Below are 18,278 nucleotides of genomic sequence, written 5' to 3'. Positions count from 1 at the left end.
ACGACTCATCGCGGCCCGGTTACCCCCTGGGAACCACCCGAATCCGCCGATCGGCCGCTGCATCGAGATCGCCCTTGGATCATCAGCGGTTCGGTCGCACCTGACCGCTCATCCCGCCCGCGATGGACGGGCCGTCTCGTCCCGCCAGCCGTCGGGTTCGGGATGGTAGCCGTACGCGGCGGCCCGCACCGTCTCCTCGTTCTCCAGTCCGGAGCCGATCGCCCCGCCGACGGTGGCCAGCGAGCTGGTGATCCAGGCGAGCGTCAGATAGTCGGTGAAACCGACCGGTCGCTGCAGGGTCTGTTGCAGCACGGATGTGTCGATCAACAGCGCTCCGACGAGCACCGTTCCCACGAACAACACCACGTAGGACACTGCCGTGGCCAGCGTGAGGGTGAGGACCGTCCCCAGGTTGAAGAGGCGGGCCAGCTCAGCCGGTGTCTCGCGGTCTGGCTTCTCCCACAGGTCGTGCGCGACGATCAGCCAGGCCACCAGCGCGGCCAGTCCGAGTAGCATGATCACGGCGAGCCGGAGTCCGCCGAGCGCATCGCCCATCTGCCAGATGGTGTCCGTGGTGAGCGCGAACGCGGCCGTGCCGAACGCGCCGACCAGCAGCTTGGACAGGCCCAGCAGGGCACGCCCCGGGCGGTTGGCGCGGACCATGCCGGCCACCAGCCGTGCCCGGCCGATCAACCCGGAGGCGACGTAGCGCCGCTCGCCGGTGTCGGCCTCGCCGATCACCCGGTGTACGGCGGGAACCCGGCGTGCCAACTCGGCCGGTGCGCAGCCGGCCGGCGGTATTCGCTGGTCGGAAGCGTCGGTCAGCAGCCTGCTCACCAGATCCGGGATGGCCGAGCGGACCGCTCGCAGCTGTTGCAGTCCCAGCGCGGGCAGGGACACCATCACGGCTCGGCGCCGGGCCGAGGTCTGCGCGACCAGCGGCATCCGCTCGGCGTGCAGTGGCAGGTCGGTCAGGCAGATTGCGATGTCCCACTGGTCGTCGGCACGCCGCTGGGCAAGATCGTCGAGCAGTGCCTCAACGCCGCCGTTGCGACGTGGCGCCACCTCGCCCCAGCCCTCCCGGACGGTCCACCGCACGTCCGCGTTGACCCGCTCGGCGAGCTGGGCGGCCAACTCGGCGGCGAGCGGCGCGGCCACCCGGGCGGGCTGGTCCGGCGGGGTCGCCACCAGCCCGACGATGATCTCCGGGTGCTGCTGTTCGCTGGGGGTCATCGGTGCTCCTGCTCCTCACCGGTAGCCGGGCCCGGCCGTCGACCGCGAAAACCGGGGGCGTCGCGCGCCGAAGCGGCAGCTTCTGTGCCGACTGACGTAGTGGTGGAGCCCGGGCGCCGAGGGAAGCACCCCGACGAGCCCGGACAGCGTCACTGCGACGCCCTCATCGAGCCGGGTGCCCGCCCACGCAGCCTAAGAGACCACCCCGAGGGGTGCAGCGGATTCAGCGGAAGGCGCTCTTTTGGCTCGCACCACCGTGGCCAGCCGGTGACGAGGTGCGGGCGATCCGCGCGCGTGTCGAATGCCGGTGGGGCGGTAGGCGAAGCGGTGAGGGCCGGAACCGGTGTGGACGGCCGCCCGGTGCGCGGCCGTCCACCAGGTTGGGGCGGATGCGGAGCGAACCGCCCCCAGTGCTCAGCGGCTCGCCACCGCGCTGGGCGAGGCCGGTGGGACCCGCTCGAACCGCACCTTGCTCAGCCATCCCGGGAGGTCACTGAGCACGTACAGCTCGCCGTGCACATCGGCGGCGAACGCCGTCGGCTGGGTGGGGAAGGTGCCGATCTCGGCGGACTCGTAGCCACCCGTGGACGTTTGACGCACGGCGAACGCGCGGGTCGAGCAGTAGTCGCTCGCGATGTAGGTCCCCTGCGCCTCCGGGGTGACGGACCCCCGGTACACCAGGCCGCCGATGATGGAGCAGTTCTCCGTCAGGTAGTGCTCGTACTCGACGACCGGGTCGGTGAGCCGTACGCCCGGCCGGCACTGCGTCTGGTCGAAGACCGGCGTGCCCTCCTTGCAGGACCAGCCCAGGTTCGCGCCGCGCTGCGACGGGCGGATGTGGTTGATCTCCTCGATCAGGCCCTGGCCGACGTCGCCGATCCACAGTGAGTTGTCGACCGGGTCGATGGAGAACTTCCACGGGTTGCGCAGCCCGTAGACCCAGATCTCCGGCCGCGCGCCGGCCGTGCGGACGAAGGGGTTGTCGAAGGGTACGCAGTAGGGCTTGCCTCCGCAGCTGCGGTTGACGTCGATCCGCACGATCTTGCCGAGCAGGGTGCCGAGGTTCTGGCCGCTCTTGAAGGGGTCGTTCGCGTCGCCGCCGTCGCCGGTGGACCAGTAGAGGTAGCCGTCGCGGCCGAAGGCCACCTGTCCGCCGTTGTGGTTGCCGAACTGGGCGTGCTCCTGGGTGAGCAGCACCTGCAGCCGGTCGGGAGCGCCGAGGGGCACTCGCGCCAGGGTCAGCGTGCCGGCCGGCAGGCTCGTGTAGGCCACGTACAGGATCCCGGTCCGCGCGAAGTTCGGCGCAGGCGTGATGCCGAGGAGGCCACGCTCGTTGTCCGACGTGTCGACGCGGGCGGTCAGGTCGAGCACCGGCTCCGCCGCCAGGCCGGTGTCGGGGTGGTACGCGCGGACGGTGCCGTTCTTCTCGGCGATCAGCATCCGACCGTCGGGCAGTCCGGTGATCGCGATCGGACGCTGCAGGCCGAACGCGACCCGTTCGGATACCACTGTCAGCTCGGCGAGTGGCGCCGCACGGGTGTGGGATGCGCCGGCCGTCGCGGTGCTGGCCACCGACGCCGATGGCATCAGAAGCGCGGACAGGGCCAGGGTGAGCAGCCCGACCAGCATGGTGGCCGGGCGATAACGCCGTCGCTGCATGTTCAGCTCCTCGAGCAGGTGGATGGAGGCGCGGTCGGGGAACGTTCCACAGAACATCGGCTCACGGCACTATCGGGAGGGCGCTCCGGCCCAGGGTGCCAACGCGCCCTGGGCCGAAGTGGTGCCGTGCCGGTCGGACCTGCCGATCAGGTGATAGTGATGTCGCTGCACCACATGTAGGTCTGGTCCAGGTGTGACGCCCTCCAGATCACGAACAGGATCTGGTTCCCGCTGCGTGCGGGCAGCGAGACGTTGAACGAGATGTTCTGCGCTGGCGCGTAGCGCCCGGTCGTCGCGATCAGGTCGAGGTTGCCCCACCCGAGTCGCTGGGTGGCCGGGTTGAACCCCTGCTTGGTGACGTAGACCTGGAAGTAGTCAGCACCGTGGCTGGCCTGGTCGTACATCTGGACCGTGAGGTTGCGGCTGACGGTGGTCGCCTTCCACGGTCCGGGCTGGTTCACCGCGTCGTTCCTGGAGAGGGCGTTGCTGCACAGTTGCCCGTCGGGCGTGCGGGCCTGGTACTGACCAGCGAGGCCGTCCCGCAGTTGGCTCATCCAGTTCCACATGGTGTCGGGGTTCGCCTGGAACGCCTGCCAGCACATCGGGTCCTGCTGCTGCATGGCCGGGTTGGTGTGCTGGTTGCCCCAGGTCTTCCAGCACTGGTACGCGCGGGTCGCCGGACTGATGACGGTGCCGTGGGCCTGGGCTGCGCCGGTCCAGGGCAGCGTGCCGATCACCATGGCGAACATCAGAACGAGCGCCTGGAGGGACCGCCGGACGGTTGACCTGGGTCGTCCGCCGGATTGATCGGACGTGTGTGAACGCACTGTTCATCCTCCGTTCCTCGGTACGAGAGATCAGCATGGGAACGCTCCCAAAGTCACTGTTTCATCTATTAACTTAAATATCAATGCTGATCTATCTATAGGTGGATGTGAAGCAAGCTGTCCGAGATCGCCGGATCGATGACGGGTCCACGGACCCTGCTGGGGCGCCGGTGTGGTCAGAGCCCGGCGGCGGCGTCGTACCGGCGCCGCTGGTCGGCCATCTCCGCGGCGGTCAGCGCCTCCTCCTGCGCCAACGTCGCGTATTTGGCCGGGAACATCTCGCGCAGCCGGTCGACGAACCTGACGTCGGCCGTCGCCTCGACGACCTGGATGCCGGGAGGGTCGGTGGACATGTCCATGATCAGTGGGCCGGCCAGCTTGACGGCCACGTCCCAGGGGCGCTTCTGCTCGGCGATTCCGCAGAGGTGGAAGCCGTAGACCTTCTGCACCTCGGCGACGGTGGTGGCGTCGGCCGGTTCGTAGCCGTAGACGCGCACCCCGCAGATGACCGGTGGCTTCTCGGCGGCGTCGCCCTGCTGGGCGCTGTGTCCGGCGTGGTTGTGCTGCCCCGGGTCCGTCTGTTCGAGCGTGGTCCGCATGCGGGCCACGATCTGCACCTGCAGATCGGCCGGCTCCGCCCCCGAGTCGGCCCGAGTGGCAAGGACGACCGCGCCGACCAGCACCGCCAGTAGGACCACCGCCGCCCAGAGCGGACGGCGGCCGTACCGCTCCGCGAAACTCTCTCCGGAATCCATGATCGCTTTTCACCTCGTCGCCGGTTCTGATGTGGTGGCAGGCCGAATCGGATGCCCGGCATCTCAGCGGTCGAGCGCGCCGGCCATCGGGTCGCGTGCCGGGGATACCTGTGGCGGGAAAGTGGCGGGGGAAATGCCTACCCGGCAGAGTGCCCGCCGTCCTGACGATGGCCCGGCGATGGGGGCATGCGGGCGTCTGTCACCAGGACGCGCTGCCACCCCTGCGATGCTCCCGTGCTGGCCGTTCTCAGCACGGTTGCCCCCGTGCTGCGGCGATATGAGCCATTCCAGCACGTCTGCGTCCACTCTGGCAACATTGACAGGCGTCAGTGTGGATTCGGCCCGGGTGGGCCGGGGTGGCGGTGAGGCGCCGGTTGGCAGCCAGGTCGATACCCCGGAGTCGGTCGAGTGTGGGCTGGCCTCCACAAGCGCCCGCTCGTCGCTCGCCCGACGACGCGTCGATACATCGACCGCCGGATGCGCGGATCGAATTGATTCGATATAGCATCGCGGCAGGGCAGGGTCACTCCGCACGGGCGTACGACGCCGGTGCACTTCATCCACCGGGCGGACCGGGCAGCGGCCGGTGGGCACACCGAGGAGAAAACGCAGATGAACGACGTACCCGCTCGACCCAAACACCGAACCAGAGGTGCCGCCAGGCTGCTTCTGGGCGGGGCCTGCTCCCTGGCGGTCATCGTGTCCTCGATGGCCGTGGCGACCTTCGCCCAAGCGGATCTCAGCGGCCCGCCCGGGACCACACTGCAGGCCGCCGCCGAGCGCAGCGGCCGGTACTTCGGCGCCGCCATGGGCGCCGACCGTCTCAACGACTCGGGCTTCCTGGCCATCGCGGACCGCGAGTTCGACATGATGACGGCCGTCAACGAGATGAAGCCCGACGCGACCGAGCCGAACCCCGGCCAGTTCGACTTCCAACGTGGTGACGCGATCTACAACTGGGCCACCCAGCACGGCATGCGGTTCCGGGGCCACACCCTGGCCTGGCACGCCCAGCAGCCGAGGTTCTGGGGGAGCCTCAGCGGCAGCGCCCTGCGGTCCGCGATGATCAGCCACATCAACGGCGTGATGGCCCACTACAAGGGCAAATTCGCCTACTGGGACGTGGTGAACGAGGCCTTCGCCGAGAACGGCAGCCGGCGCTCGTCGAACCTGCAGTCCACCGGAAACGACTGGATCGAGGTGGCGTTCAGGACCGCGCGCGCGGCGGACCCGAGCGTGAAGCTGTGCTACAACGACTACAACATCGAGAACTGGACGTACGCCAAGACGCAGGGCGTCTACAACATGATCAAGGACTTCAAGGCCCGGGGCGTACCGGTCGACTGCGTCGGTCTCCAGACCCACTTCACCGGTGGCAGTTCGCTGCCGGGCAACTTCCAGCAGACGCTGTCCAGTTTCGCGGCCCTCGGGGTTGACGTGGCGTTGACCGAGGCCGACGTCACCAATGCCTCGACCAGCCAGTACCAGGGCCTGACCCAGGCGTGCATGAACGTCCCCCGCTGTGTCGGCATCACAACGTGGGGCATCCGGGACAGCGACTCCTGGCGCGGCAGTGAGAATCCGCTGCTGTTCGACCGCAACAGCAACCCCAAGGCGGCGTACACCGCCGTCCTCAACGCTCTCAACGCCGCCTCCACGACAGTGCCGGGCACGCCGCCGACCACCGATCCGCCGACGACCGCTCCACCGACGACCGCTCCACCGACGACGGCTCCGCCGACCACTGCTCCGCCGACCACTGCTCCGCCGACGACCGCTCCGCCGACCACGGCGCCGCCTGGTGCCTGTACCGCGACGTACCGCATGGTCAACAGCTGGGCCGGCGGCTTCCAGGGCGAGGTCACCGTGGCCAACAACGCCTCCGCCGCCCTCAGCGGCTGGACCGTACGGCTGACACTGGCCAGTGGGCAGAGCATTGCCAACGTCTGGAACGGCATCAACACCGGCACCAGCGGGACGGTGAGCGTCCGTAACGCCGACTACAACGGGTCCCTCGGCGCGAACGCCTCGACCACGTTCGGCTTCCTGGTCAACGGCAGCAGCAACGCCGCGCCCGGCGGTCTTTCCTGCACCAGCCCCTGATCGGCGAGACGTACCAGCCCGCCGCCTCAGGACGCTGACCCGGCCCGGAGCCACCGGCTCCGGGCCCGGGTCCGTCGTGGTCGATCGAACCCGCTGTGCTTCGGTCGGCCGGCAGCCGGCCGACCGAAGCACCTGCCGAATGTTCCTGCTGGCCCGGCCCGTGTGGTGGGGGACCAGCCGTCATGGAGGATGACCATGCGCAATCTTCTCGCGGCGCTCAGCGCCGCCCTGATCCTCGGCACCGCAGTCGGCAGCGTTCCGGCCGGCGCATCGGGCGCCCCCCAGTCCTCGTGCCCCCGCGGCCTGCTCTTCTGTGAGGACTTCGAGCGACTGCCTCCCGGAGGGGCCAGCACGGTGAACTGGGGCGTCGACACCCGCCACGGCACGCTCACCGTGGAACGCGCCCGCCGCGGCAACCAGGTGCTGCACATCCACACGGTGGACAACGGCCGCGCCTTCCTGCGCGTCGACGACTTCGCCGCGCCGGGCAACCGCTTCTACGGCCGGATGCGTCTGCGCGTCGATGCCTTCCCCACCGCACCGGACTGGGCGCACTTCACGCTTGTGGAAGCCACCGGCGCCGGCAGCGCGGAGGTCGTCCGTCCGGTCGGTGGCCAGTACGCGCCCACGGTCCCCGGAACGTTCTGGGGGGTCGGCGCCGACGGAGGTCCGACCGGCGACTGGACCAACTGGCGCGAGTCCGCGCCGGTCGTCGAGGACACCTGGCAGTGCTTCGAGTGGAAGATGGACGCGGCGGACAACCGCGTCGCGGTGTGGATCGACGGCGTGGCGAACCCGGAGCTGACCGCCTCCACGACCGACCACGGTGGCAACGATGTTCCCTTCGTCCTGCCGACTGTCGACACGGTGAAGATCGGCTGGCAGCTTTACCAGGGCGGCACGACACCTGGCGAGTTCGACCTCTGGATCGACGACGTCGCCCTCTCGAGCAAGCGGCTCGGCTGCTGAGCCGAAGCCCGGCTTGGAGGCTCTCGACACCTGTCGTCGCGAGGTAGGTCCCGATCGGCGTCCCTGCCCGGGGTGCGGCGGTAAAGCCGCACCCCGGCAGCGGGTCGCAGGGCGGGTCAGGCCGAGAGGGGAGGCACCGTCTTCCCGGCGGTGCGGACGCACCTGTCGAGTCAGCTGCCTACGGGGCCTGTTCCGGTGGTGGTTGGCGGCGGATGACCAGGAGGGCGATGTCGTCGTTCGGGTGCTCCTGGGCGGTCGTGGCCATGATGTGGTCGCACAACGCCTCGGCTGGCCTGGACCGCACAGCGTCGGAGAGACGCTCGATACCGGTGTCGATCAGTTCGCTGCGGCGCTCGACCAGCCCGTCGGTGTAGAAGACGAGCGCCGCGCCCGGCGGCAGGTCCACGACTGTGGTGCGGCGGTTGGTTGCTGGTCTGCCCACACCCAGTGGCCGGTCCACCGTCAGGTTGACGGGCTGGGTGGGCTGGCCGGGGACAGCCAGCAGCGGCGGCAGATGGCCTGCCGAGGAGAGGTGCACCCGCGTGCCGTCCGGTGTGATCAGGGCGTAGACGGCGGTGGTGAGGTTGCCCGCCTCGAAGTGGTGGATCTTACGGTCGAGGGAGGTCAGTGCCTGGGCGGGATCGTCGGAATCGAGGGCGTAGGCACGTAGCGCGCTGCGGATGCGTCCCATGACGACCGCGGATGGCAGCCCGTGGCCGGAGACGTCGCCGATGACGGCGCCGACCCAGCCGGAGGGCAACCTGAACACGTCGTACCAGTCGCCGCCGATGCCCAGGTCGTGGCCGGGTACGTACCGGGCGGCCAGGTCGAGGCCGGGAATGTCGGGTAGCTTGCCCGGTAGCAGGCTGTGTTGCAGGGCCAGCGCCGCCTGCCGGTCGAGGGCCCGCGCCCGGGCCTGTCCCGCGAGGCTGGCGCGATCGGCGACGAGCTGCAACAGCTGCACGTCGTCGGGGCCGAACTCGCGCAGGGCCAGGGAACCGACGTGTAGCACGCCGACGAGGTTGCCGTTGGCGAGCATGGGCACGCCCAGCAGGGCTCGTATCCCCGTGGCGAGCAGGATGGGATTGACGACGTCGTCGGGCGTGACGTTGTGAATCGTGACTGGCGCGCGTGTCGCTGCCACTCGGCCGGCGAAGCCGCGTCCGACCCGGATGCGGAAACCGCGCCGCACTTCCTCCTCCAGGCCCTTGGCCGCTGTCGCGACGAGTTCGCCGGTGTGGTCGTCCAGCAGGAGGATGGTGGCGGTATCGACCTCGAGCAGGTCCCGGACCCGGTCGAGTAGCTCGTCGAGCAACTCGGTGATGTTCAGCCCGGACAGGGCGGCGTCGGTGATCGCCTCGATACGTCGCAGCCGCTCGTCGTTCGTCATCAGCTCGGCATCGGCCACGCAGGAAGCCTAGACGCTGGCACGTCGTCGACGGCACACCCCGAGGAGAGCAGGAGTACACCGCCTGGGCGCGGGGTACGTTCTGATGTCACACCGGCGTGCTCATCGTCCGGCAAGTCCGTTCTTGGAAGGCTGTCCGCCTTCGTGCCACCGGTAAGGTCACCGGCTCCACGTCCGACAGGGAAGGGAAGCAGTGGCTGATCCACCGCTGGACCAGCACGCCCCTGGCGCCGGCAAGGCCTTGTTCTCGTCGGCGTTCACCCTCGTGGATCTGACCCGGGTTCGACACGAGGTCGAGGCGGTCAGTCGCCGGTGCGGCCTCGCCCATGACGAGATTGAGAACTGGGTCATCGCGGTCAACGAGCTGATGATCAACGTGATTCGGCACGGGGGTGGGCAGGGTGGCCTACGCCTGCTCCTGAACGGGCAGCTCACCTGTGAGGTCACCGACCAGGGGCGGGGCTTCAACACCGCTCGTTACGTTCCCAGCGCCGAACGACCGCCCTTGTCCGACGCGGGAGGAATGGGCCTGTGGGTGGTCGGACGCATGGCCGACTACGTCCTCGTCGACAGCGGCCCCGCAGGCACCACCATCCGCATCGCGGCACGCAGCCGCGACACTCTCCGATAACCGTGCGGTTTCCCTGCTGCCGACCGGCGGACGGTCACCACGCGTCCTCTCGACCTCGGCCGGCGGATCACCGACGGTGGCGGGCCATCCACTGCCAGATGTGGGTGCCGTTGTGGCTCGGGTCGTTGCGGGCCACGTAGATCCAGGACCAGTGACCGGGGAACTGATAGCCGTTCCAGACGACATGGTCGTACAGGCTGATCAGTGATCCTCCGATGAGGTCGTGGGCGTGGATCGTGTTGGTCTCGGGGGGCACCGTGTCGTCGTCGCGCGAGGCGACCAGCCAGGTCGGGGTGTGGATCCTCGCCAGCTCCGCGTCGGTGATCAGCGGCGGGCCCGCCCCGTCGAGCGGCTCGACGACCCCGCAGATCGGCACCGACGCGGCGAACAGGTCGGGATAGGCGACTGTCATCTCCAGGGACATGTAGCCGCCGTTGCTGCAACCGACCACGTAGATCCGGTCGGGGTCGACCCGCTTGCGGCGTACGAGGTCCTGGACGATCTCGCGGATCAGCGGGGCGAACCGGGGGCCGTCCTGGATCCAGTAGGAGGTGCTCTGCGGAGCGACGACGTACGCGCCGGAGAAGATCCGTTGAGCCTGCGGGGTGGCGAAGCCCAGCGCGCCGCGGTTGGCGCGCAACGTGGTCTCGTTGTCGTAGTAGTCGTCGGGCAGCGAGGCGCCCTCGCCGCCGCCGTGCAGCCACAGGATCAGTGGCCGTCGGCCGTGGCGGGGTGAACGCTCCGGGGAGTACAACCGGTACTTCAGACCCGAGCCCGACACGTGGTGGCTGAAGGCGTCCACCTCGGGGTTCGACAGCCGCCCCTGCACGAAGCGCGCGATGGTGACCGGCGGGCCGTGTCGCCGCACGAGCGGAGCGTTCTGCGTGATGGTGTAGACGAGGTCCAGCCGGACGTTGCGGCCCCTACTCACGATGTAGCCGAGGGTGCCACCGCCGAGCTGCCCCTCGGCGGTGCTGAGCTCCAGCACGATGTTCCCGTGCCGGTCGAGCCGGGCGGCGGTCACGGTGCGGTCCAGGTCGTACTCGCTGAAGATCAGATCGCCGGGAGCGATCGGGATCGGGCTGGTGGCCTTGGCGTGCACGGTGAACGTGCCGGGGGTGAGCCCGGCGGGGTCGATCGGTCCGAGCCCGCTGGTGTCGAGGGTGACCGACGTGACCTGCTCACCGCCGTCGAGCGTTCTCGCGTCGAGGGTGAAGCTCACGCTGGTGCTGTGGTGGCCATCGGCGTGGGCGGCGGGGCCGGGCAGCGCCAGGCCGATGGCGGCACCGGCGCCACCTGCCAGGACGCTGCGGCGAGTGACAGACGTGGACATGCGGCCCCCGTACCCCGAAAGGTGTAGACGTTCGTCGATGGCATCCCAACGTAACGCCCCCGAGATCCGCCGGCAACCGGCGCCGCCGCAGCGCGCTCGACGACGGTGCGGTCAGACGACGGCTGTCACGTTCTCCTGCTCCGCGCGCACCCGGTACCGGTAGCGCAGCGGTGACACGCCCACCTCGCGCTTGAAAGCGGTGCTGAAGGCGCTCTCGGACGCGTAGCCCAGGCGGGAGGCGAGCGATCCGACGCGGACATCGTCGTCGCGCAGGGCACGTTGCGCGAGCAGCATCCGCCACCGGTTGAGATAGGTGACCGGCGGCATCCCCGCGACGGCCCGGAAGCGGTCAGCGAACGACGTGCGCGACATCGCGGCGGCACGCGCCAGTTCTTGCAGGCCCCAGGGCTTTTCGGGTTCGGTGTGCATGAGGGTGATCGCCGGGCGCAGCCGTTCGTCGGTCAGCGCCCGCAGCCAGCCGGGAGGCAGCTCGGCCTGGTCGACGTAGGCGCGCAGCACCTCCAGCAGCAGGAGTTGGCCATGTTGCCGGACCGCGAACGCCGAGCCGAGGCGAGCGCCCGTCGCCTCGTCGAACAGCCGGTCGAGGCTCGTGCGCAGGCTGCTGGCCGCCGCAGCCGACGCCCGCACGTGCGCGACCGGGGGGAGCGCCTGCAGCAGCAGTGTCCGACCAGCCTGGTTCAGGTCCACGCGTACGCCGATGACGACGTCGTCGGCGTCCCGGTCGGCGCCAGCGAGGCCGAAGTGGTGGCCGGCCTCCTCCGGGGCGATCACGCGGAGCGGAGCGTCGCCGGCGCCACCTGCGATCTCCAGCCACGACCGGCTGTTCACGATCGCGACGTCGCCCGGCCCGAGCTCGATCGACCCGTCGACCCCGTCGGTGGTCAGCCGGGCGCTGCCGCGCACCACCGCGAAGAACTTCAGGAGATCCTGCAACGGTGCGCGCGACACCCACCGACCCCGGGCTGTCAACCCGCCGGTCAGCAGCCCGCGCACCTCGACGAGGTCCAACACCTCGGACAACTGGTCACCGGGCATTCCCGTACTCTTGCACAAGAAATACGGACCGACAACCATTCAGAGTTCGAAAGCGCTGGTGCACAGTGGTGTCATGACACCGAACATGACCCACCGGCAGCACCCCATCGGATCCGGTTTCACCGCCGCGTCGACGGCCGACGAGGTGCTCGCGGACATCGACCTGTCCGGCATCAACGTCATCATCACCGGCGGTCACCACGGACTCGGCCTGGAGGCGACGCGCGCGCTGAGCAAGGCGGGCGCGTCCGTGACAGTGGCTTCGCGTAACCCGAACCGGGCGGCGGCCAGCCTGACGGGCATCGAGCGCGTCGACACCGGCGGGCTCGACCTTCTCGACCCGGGCTCGATCGACGCCTTCGTCGCTCGGTACCTCGACTCCGGACGCCCGCTGCACATTCTGATCAACAACGCGGGCATCATGGGTGGCCCCCTGGTCAGGAACGCCCGCGGGTACGAGTCGCAGTTCGCCACCAACCACCTCGGTCACTTCCAGCTGACCCTCGGTCTGCTGCCCGCCCTGCGGGCGGCGAACGGCGCCCGGGTGGTCAACCTGACCTCCGGGGGGCACCGCCTGTCCGACATCCGCTGGGACGACCCGCACTTCACCAGCGGATACGACCCCATGGGGATGCTCGGATACGGTCAGTCGAAGACTGCCAACGTGCTGTTCGCCGTCGAGCTGGACCGCCGCTGGGCCGCGGACAGGATCCGGGGCTACGCCGTGCACCCGGGCATCATCCACGGCACGAATCTGGGTCCCCACATCACCGAGGGCGCCCCACGCACGGCGATGTTGAGCGACGAGCAGTTGCGGGCCATGAGGCTCATCGACGAGTCGGGCCAGCCGATCATCGACCCTGACCGCGAGCACAAGACGCCGCAGCAGGGCGCCAGCACCACCGTCTTCGCCGCGACCAGCCCGCTGCTGGCCGACATCGGCGGCGTCTACCTGAAGGACAACGACGTCTCGCCACTGGACGAGAACCCGCAGCCCATCACCTTCGGCTCCGAGGAGGTGCCCCCCGCCACCGTCGTGCCGCACGCCATCGACCCGAGGTCCGCACAGGCCCTCTGGAAGCTGAGCGAGGAACTGCTGGCGGCGTAGGCAGGGGCAGGGTTCGCCGTGGTCCCGACCTGTCGGGTACGCCCCACCCGACAGGTCGAGTCCACGTGACTGACACCACCGCGGCGTCACGGGCACGGGCCGCTTGTCGGTCGGTCGGGCGACGTCCGCGCCCGCCGATGTGCGCGCCTCGCGTCAGCGCACGGGGCCGCGGATGCCGTCGAGCAGGAGTGCCACGTGCCGGCGCCAGTCGCCGGTACCGGTCATGTTCGCCATCGCGCCACGGGTGATGAGGACGAAGTCGTCAGCGAGGAAGTCGGCGCGCAGGCGGCCGGCGGCAACGGCGCGTTGAGCGATGCGGTCGGCGATCGCCGCGAACTCCTTCTTCTCGGCGACGATGTCCGCCCAGTGCGGCTCGGCCGGGCCGAGGAGCGCGAAGCGAAATGCGGCGTCCGTCTGCGCGGCTGCCAGATAGTCCAGGAGCAGCGTCTCGAAGGCGGTCCAGGGGTCCTCGACGGCCTCGGCGGCGCGGGCCAGGGTGGTCATCGCCGCGAACCGGCGACCGATGATCGCCGCGAGCAGCGACTTCTTGTCGGCGAAATGCCGGTACAGGGTTCCGACGCCCAGGCCGGCGCGCTCGGCGATCTCGTCCATCTGCACCGCGTCGCCCCGCTGGGCGAACAGCTCACTGGCGGCGTCGAGAACGGCTTCGCGGTTGCGTCGGGCGTCGGCGCGCAGCGATCGGTCGGGAGCAGTCATGGCGGCTCCATCGTAGTTGACGTTCGAGGGCGGGCGACGATAGATTCGGAACCGGAATTCACCTTCAGGTTAGGGGTCCTTATGATCGTGGTCAGCGCGCCGACCGGACAGATCGGCAGCCAACTCGTCCGGCAGTTGCTCGACCGGGGGCGCCGGGTTCGAGTGATCGCCCGCGACGTCACGCGCCTGGACCGCGCCCTCCGCGAGCAGGTCGAGGCCGTCGAGGGCTCCCACGACGACCCCGTCGTGCTCGACCGGGCGCTGCCGGGCGCCGATGCGTTGTTCTGGCTGGTCCCACCGAATCCGCACGCCCCGAGTGCCGAGGAGCACTACCTGCGCTTCGCCCGGGCCGGCACCGCCGCCATTGCCCGCCACCGGGTGGGCCACGTGGTCGGCGTGTCCAGTGCCGGGCACGGCTGGCCCAAGCCGGCGGGTCTTCTCTCCGCGGCCTTCGCCATGGATGCTGAGCTTGCGAAGTCGGGTGCGGCCTACCGGGCCCTGTCCATGCCCTTCTACCTGGAGAACCTGCTTGGACAACTCGATGCGATCCGCGGGCAGGGCGCCTTCTATCTGACCTGCGCCGGTCACCTTCCGCTTGCCACGGTCGCGACGCGCGACATCGCCGGCGCGGCTGCCGAACTCCTCACGGACCTGTCCTGGACCGGGCAGGAGGACGTCCCGGTGTTCGGGCCGGACCGCCTCACCCCGGACGGCATGGCCGAGGTGATCAGTCAGGAGCTCGGCCGGCCGGTCGCCTACCGCCGGACGACAGTGGAGGACTTCGCGGCGATGCTGCGGTCCCGGGGCGCGACCGATCAGGCGATCACGGACCTGACCGAGATGTTCGCCGCCCAGGACGAGGGCATCTACGACGCCGACTGGGCGCGCGCGAAACCCGTGGCGACCGACTTCCGGACCTGGTGCCGGCAGGTGCTCGTACCTGCCGCCAACACCCGCGAATCCTGATCAGGCCGGCTCGCTCGATCGCGACAGGCGGACGGGAGGGACCACGCGCCCGTCTGTCGCGATTCGCGCCGACAGATCGTGCCGGCCACTGACGAGGTGCCGCCGTGCCTGCCTCCGGAGTGGAAGGTGGCGAAACGTCGGCATTGGCGCGTGGTGAACGACGGGTATCCCGAACAGGGCTCCTGCGTCGATCATTGCCCGGAGATAGACATGAGTCACTCTCACCTCCTGGTGTAACGCCCGGGCGCGGAGGGCGAGACGTCGGCACCGGAAGCCGGGCGTACCGAACGGCCCGACTCCGCGTCCCCGGAGGATCGCCATGCCTCGTCCCGCTCTCCGAAACCGGCTCGCGGCGTTCACCGCCGCCGCCCTGACCGCGAGCGTGCTGACGGTGACACCGCCAGCACCGGCGCTCGCCGCCAGCACGTTCGCCGCCAACGACTACTGCCTCGGCCAGTGCGCCGACATCCTGCCCCCCGGGCAGAACGGCAACGCCACGCTTGTCGCCATCCTGGCGCACCAGGCGCTCGGCACCCGCCCGGCGCACTCCAGCGACCAGCTCGACGAGTACGCGAACCTGGTCTACAACTACGCCGGGCTGACCGACGAGCAGATCGCCCACTTCTACAACGACGCCTCGTTCGGCGTCCCGGCCGCGCAGGTGGAGAGCACCGTCTCGCCGCGCGCGGACGTCACCATCGTGCGGGACAAGGCCACCGGCGTCCCGCACGTCACCGGCACCACCCGCGGCGGCACGATGTTCGGCGCCGGCTACGCAGGTGCCCAGGACCGACTCTGGGTGATGGACCTGCTGCGGCACGTCGGTCGCGGCAACGTCACATCGTTCGCCGGCGGCGCCCCCGGCAACCGGGAACTGGAGCAGAGCGTCTGGGCCAACTCGCCCTACACCGAGGCGGACCTCCAGGCTCAGGTGAACGCGCTGCGCACCAAGGGCGCCCGGGGTCAGCAGCTCTACACCGACGTGGCCGACTACATCGCCGGCATCAACGCGTACATCGACAAGTCGATCGCCGACGACAACTACCCGGGCGAGTACGTGCTCGCTGGCGCCGGTAAGCCGACGCACTTCACCATGACCGATCTCATCGCCACCGCAGGGGTGATCGGCGGGCTCTTCGGCGGGGGAGGCGGCAGCGAGATCCAGTCCGCGCTGGTCCGAGTGGCTGCGCGGGCCAAGTACGGCGCCACCGAAGGTGACCGGGTCTGGCAGGCGTTCCGGTCGCAGAACGACCCGGAGACAGTGCTCACCCTGCACGACGGGCAGAGCTTCCCGTACGGGGCGACACCGCCGGGCGCGACCAGCGCCGTACTGCCCGACGCCGGGTCGGTGGTCGCCGAGCCGCTCGCCTACGACGCCAGCGGCGGGGCCGCCGCCCGAACCGGCACCAGCACCGCCACCCAGGAGCTGATCGGCGGCCTGTCCAACCTGCGCGCGCACGGGATGTCCAACGCGGTGGTGGTGTCCGGGCGGCACACCACCACCGGCAATCCGGTCGCTGTGTTCGGGCCGCAGACCGGCTACTTCGCGCCGCAACTGCTGATGCTCCAGGAGCTGCAGGGGCCGGGGATCAGCGCGCGCGGCGCCGCGTTCGCCGGGCTGAACCTCTACGTGCTGCTCGGTCGGGGCCAGGACTACGCGTGGAGCGCCACCTCCGCCTCCCAGGACCTCACCGACACGTACGCGCTGACGCTGTGCACCACCGACGGCAGCGCCCCGACGCTGCGTACCAACCGCTACCTCTACCACGGGCAGTGTCTCGCCATGGAGGCGCTGGAGCAGCGCAACTCGTGGTCGCCGACGCTTGCCGACTCCACCCCGGCCGGGTCGTACACGCTGCGGGCGCTGCGCACGAAGTACGGGCTGGTGTCCTACCGGGGTCTGGTGAACGGGCAGCCGACCGCGTTCACCAAGCTGCGCTCCACCTACCGGCACGAGGCCGACTCGGCGATCGGCTTCCAGGCCTTCAACGACCCGTCGGCGATGGGCAGCGCGGCGGCGTTCCAGGCGTCCGCGGCCAGCGTCGGGTACGCGTTCAACTGGTTCTACGTCAACTCGACCGAGGCGGCGTACTTCAACTCCGGCTCGAACCCGGTCCGGTCGTCCGTCACCGACCCGAACCTGCCGGCCAGGGCCGAAGCGGCGTACGAGTGGGCCGGCTGGAACCCGGACACCAACGACGCCACCTACGCTCCGGCGTCGGCCCACCCGCAGTCGGTCAACCAGGACTACTACGTCAGCTGGAACAACAAGCAGGCGCGGGACTTCGGGGCGGCCGACGGCAACTTCAGCTTCGGCTCCGTACACCGGGCTCAGCTGCTCGACGGCCCGGTGCGTGCCGCGATCGCCCAGCGCAAGCTCGGCCGCGCCGACGTCGTCAAGATCATGGCGGATGCGGCGGTGACCGACCTGCGCGGCCAGCAGGTTCTCGGCGACCTGCTGCGGGTGCTGGACAGCACACCGGTCACGGATCCGGCGCTGGCCGACGCGGTGGGCAAGCTGCGCGCCTGGCAGCAGGCCGGGACCCGCCGGGTGGAGACGTCGCCCGGCTCCAAGGTCTACCAGCACGCCGACGCCATCCGGATCTTCGACGCCTGGTGGCCGCTGCTGGCCTCGGCGGAGTTCCGCCCCGGCCTCGGGCCGGACCTCTACGCCGCGCTTGTCGACGCCATCGAGGTGAACGAGGCGCCGTCGGGCGGCCAGAACGGCTCGCGCGACGGCACCGCGAGCTGGGCGTTGCAGGGTCAGGCGCACAAGGGCTCGTCGTTCCAGTACGGCTGGTGGGGCTACGTCGACAAGGACCTGCGTACCGTCCTCGGCGAGCCGGTGGCCGGTGGGCTGGGCCGCGCGTACTGCGGCAACGGCAACCTCGGCACGTGCCGGCAGGCCCTGCTCGGCGCGCTCGGCCAGGCCGCCGCGGTGCCGGCCACCACTGTCTACCCCGGAGACAAGTCCTGTGGGGCCGGCGACCAGTGGTGCGCCGACTCGATCGCCCAGTCCGGGCTCGGCGGCATCACCCACCCCCTGATCGCCTGGCAGAACCGCCCCACCTACCAGCAGGTCGTCTCGTTCCCCGCACGTCGGGGCGACGACGTCGCGAACCTGGCGCAGGGTCGTCCGGCCACCGCGTCGAGCACCCAGTTCCTGACCAGCTTCACCCCCGACAAGGCGGTCGACGGCAACCTCGGCAGCCGATGGGCCAGCAGTTACAACGACAACCAGTGGCTGCGGGTCGACCTCGGCGCGGCCCGCACGGTCAGCCGGGCCGTGCTGCGGTGGGAGGCCGGGTATGCCACCTCGTACCGGATCGAGGTCTCCGGCGACGGCAGTTCCTGGACGCCGGTGTTCGCCACCACCACCGGCAACGGCGGCGTCGACAACGCCACCTTCGCGCCGGTCACCGCCCGCTACGTGCGGGTGTACGGGGTCAAGCGGGCCACCTCGTACGGCTTCTCGCTCTACGAATTAGAGCTGTACGGACGGTGATCTCACCC

At 69.9% G+C, this 18,278-nt stretch carries 14 protein-coding genes; 6 read left to right on the top strand and 8 right to left on the bottom strand.

Annotated features, from left to right (window positions below; translation table 11 throughout):
- Window positions 1-108 precede the first annotated feature (108 nt).
- The 4 genes from ACLQ27_RS06360 to ACLQ27_RS06345 form a co-directional block, all read right to left on the bottom strand.
- Window positions 109-1,233, bottom strand: coding sequence for a hypothetical protein (locus tag ACLQ27_RS06360; protein ID WP_357492972.1), 1,125 nt, complete (start codon window positions 1,231-1,233; stop codon window positions 109-111).
- A gap of 414 nt (window positions 1,234-1,647) precedes the next feature.
- Window positions 1,648-2,949 carry a PQQ-dependent sugar dehydrogenase gene (locus ACLQ27_RS06355; RefSeq protein WP_357574241.1) on the bottom strand — a complete coding sequence of 434 codons (1,302 nt, stop codon included), beginning with the start codon at window positions 2,947-2,949 and terminating at the stop codon, window positions 1,648-1,650.
- Between the two features lie 89 nt (window positions 2,950-3,038).
- Complete coding sequence (locus ACLQ27_RS06350; RefSeq protein WP_357492968.1) at window positions 3,039-3,632, bottom strand: lytic polysaccharide monooxygenase; 594 nt, start codon at window positions 3,630-3,632, stop codon at window positions 3,039-3,041.
- Window positions 3,633-3,895: 263 nt separating this feature from the next.
- Window positions 3,896-4,474, bottom strand: a complete 579-nt coding sequence (locus tag ACLQ27_RS06345) for a hypothetical protein (RefSeq protein WP_357492966.1) — start codon at window positions 4,472-4,474, stop codon at window positions 3,896-3,898.
- Between the two features lie 612 nt (window positions 4,475-5,086).
- Between ACLQ27_RS06345 and ACLQ27_RS06340 the strand changes: the two genes are divergently transcribed.
- On the top strand, window positions 5,087-6,577 hold the full coding sequence (locus ACLQ27_RS06340) for an endo-1,4-beta-xylanase (RefSeq protein WP_425865891.1): 1,491 nt from the start codon (window positions 5,087-5,089) through the stop codon (window positions 6,575-6,577).
- Between the two features lie 195 nt (window positions 6,578-6,772).
- Window positions 6,773-7,546, top strand: a complete 774-nt coding sequence (locus ACLQ27_RS06335; protein WP_425865890.1) for a hypothetical protein — start codon at window positions 6,773-6,775, stop codon at window positions 7,544-7,546.
- 178 nt (window positions 7,547-7,724) lie between these two features.
- Here ACLQ27_RS06335 and ACLQ27_RS06330 read toward each other — a convergent pair whose 3' ends face one another.
- A complete protein-coding gene (locus tag ACLQ27_RS06330; protein WP_425865889.1) occupies window positions 7,725-8,954 on the bottom strand; it encodes a PP2C family protein-serine/threonine phosphatase in 1,230 nt (409 codons plus the stop codon).
- Window positions 8,955-9,147: 193 nt separating this feature from the next.
- On the opposite strand from ACLQ27_RS06330, the gene ACLQ27_RS06325 reads away from it, so the two are divergent.
- Window positions 9,148-9,585 carry an ATP-binding protein gene (locus tag ACLQ27_RS06325; protein ID WP_357492958.1) on the top strand — a complete coding sequence of 146 codons (438 nt, stop codon included), beginning with the start codon at window positions 9,148-9,150 and terminating at the stop codon, window positions 9,583-9,585.
- Between the two features lie 67 nt (window positions 9,586-9,652).
- Here the strand turns inward: ACLQ27_RS06325 and ACLQ27_RS06320 are convergent, their stop codons facing one another.
- Window positions 9,653-10,918: a prolyl oligopeptidase family serine peptidase gene (locus tag ACLQ27_RS06320; protein WP_357492956.1), complete on the bottom strand. Its 1,266-nt coding sequence runs from the start codon at window positions 10,916-10,918 to the stop codon at window positions 9,653-9,655.
- A 111-nt stretch (window positions 10,919-11,029) separates the two neighbouring features.
- Entirely contained in the window at window positions 11,030-11,974 is a 945-nt protein-coding gene (locus ACLQ27_RS06315; RefSeq protein ID WP_357492954.1) for an AraC family transcriptional regulator, read from the bottom strand.
- Window positions 11,975-12,047: 73 nt separating this feature from the next.
- Here ACLQ27_RS06315 and ACLQ27_RS06310 point away from each other — a divergent pair, with 73 nt between their 5' ends.
- The gene (locus ACLQ27_RS06310; RefSeq protein WP_425865888.1) at window positions 12,048-13,082 is read left to right on the top strand and encodes an SDR family NAD(P)-dependent oxidoreductase; all 1,035 of its coding nucleotides are present in this window, start codon (window positions 12,048-12,050) and stop codon (window positions 13,080-13,082) included.
- A gap of 153 nt (window positions 13,083-13,235) precedes the next feature.
- On the opposite strand, the gene ACLQ27_RS06305 is transcribed toward ACLQ27_RS06310, so the two are convergent.
- A complete protein-coding gene (locus tag ACLQ27_RS06305) occupies window positions 13,236-13,799 on the bottom strand; it encodes a TetR/AcrR family transcriptional regulator (protein ID WP_357492950.1) in 564 nt (187 codons plus the stop codon).
- A gap of 81 nt (window positions 13,800-13,880) precedes the next feature.
- Between ACLQ27_RS06305 and ACLQ27_RS06300 the strand changes: the two genes are divergently transcribed.
- On the top strand, window positions 13,881-14,765 hold the full coding sequence (locus ACLQ27_RS06300; RefSeq protein ID WP_425865887.1) for an NAD(P)H-binding protein: 885 nt from the start codon (window positions 13,881-13,883) through the stop codon (window positions 14,763-14,765).
- Window positions 14,766-15,084: 319 nt separating this feature from the next.
- On the top strand, window positions 15,085-18,270 hold the full coding sequence (locus tag ACLQ27_RS06295; RefSeq protein WP_425865886.1) for a penicillin acylase family protein: 3,186 nt from the start codon (window positions 15,085-15,087) through the stop codon (window positions 18,268-18,270).
- The last annotated feature ends 8 nt before the right edge of the window (window positions 18,271-18,278 follow it).

Origin of the sequence: Micromonospora sp. DT63 (assembly GCF_049841615.1) — a bacterium.
GTDB lineage: Bacteria > Actinomycetota > Actinomycetes > Mycobacteriales > Micromonosporaceae > Micromonospora.
The sequence above is the reverse complement of the archived record's forward strand: the minus strand, read 5'-3'. Positions and strand labels throughout refer to the sequence as shown.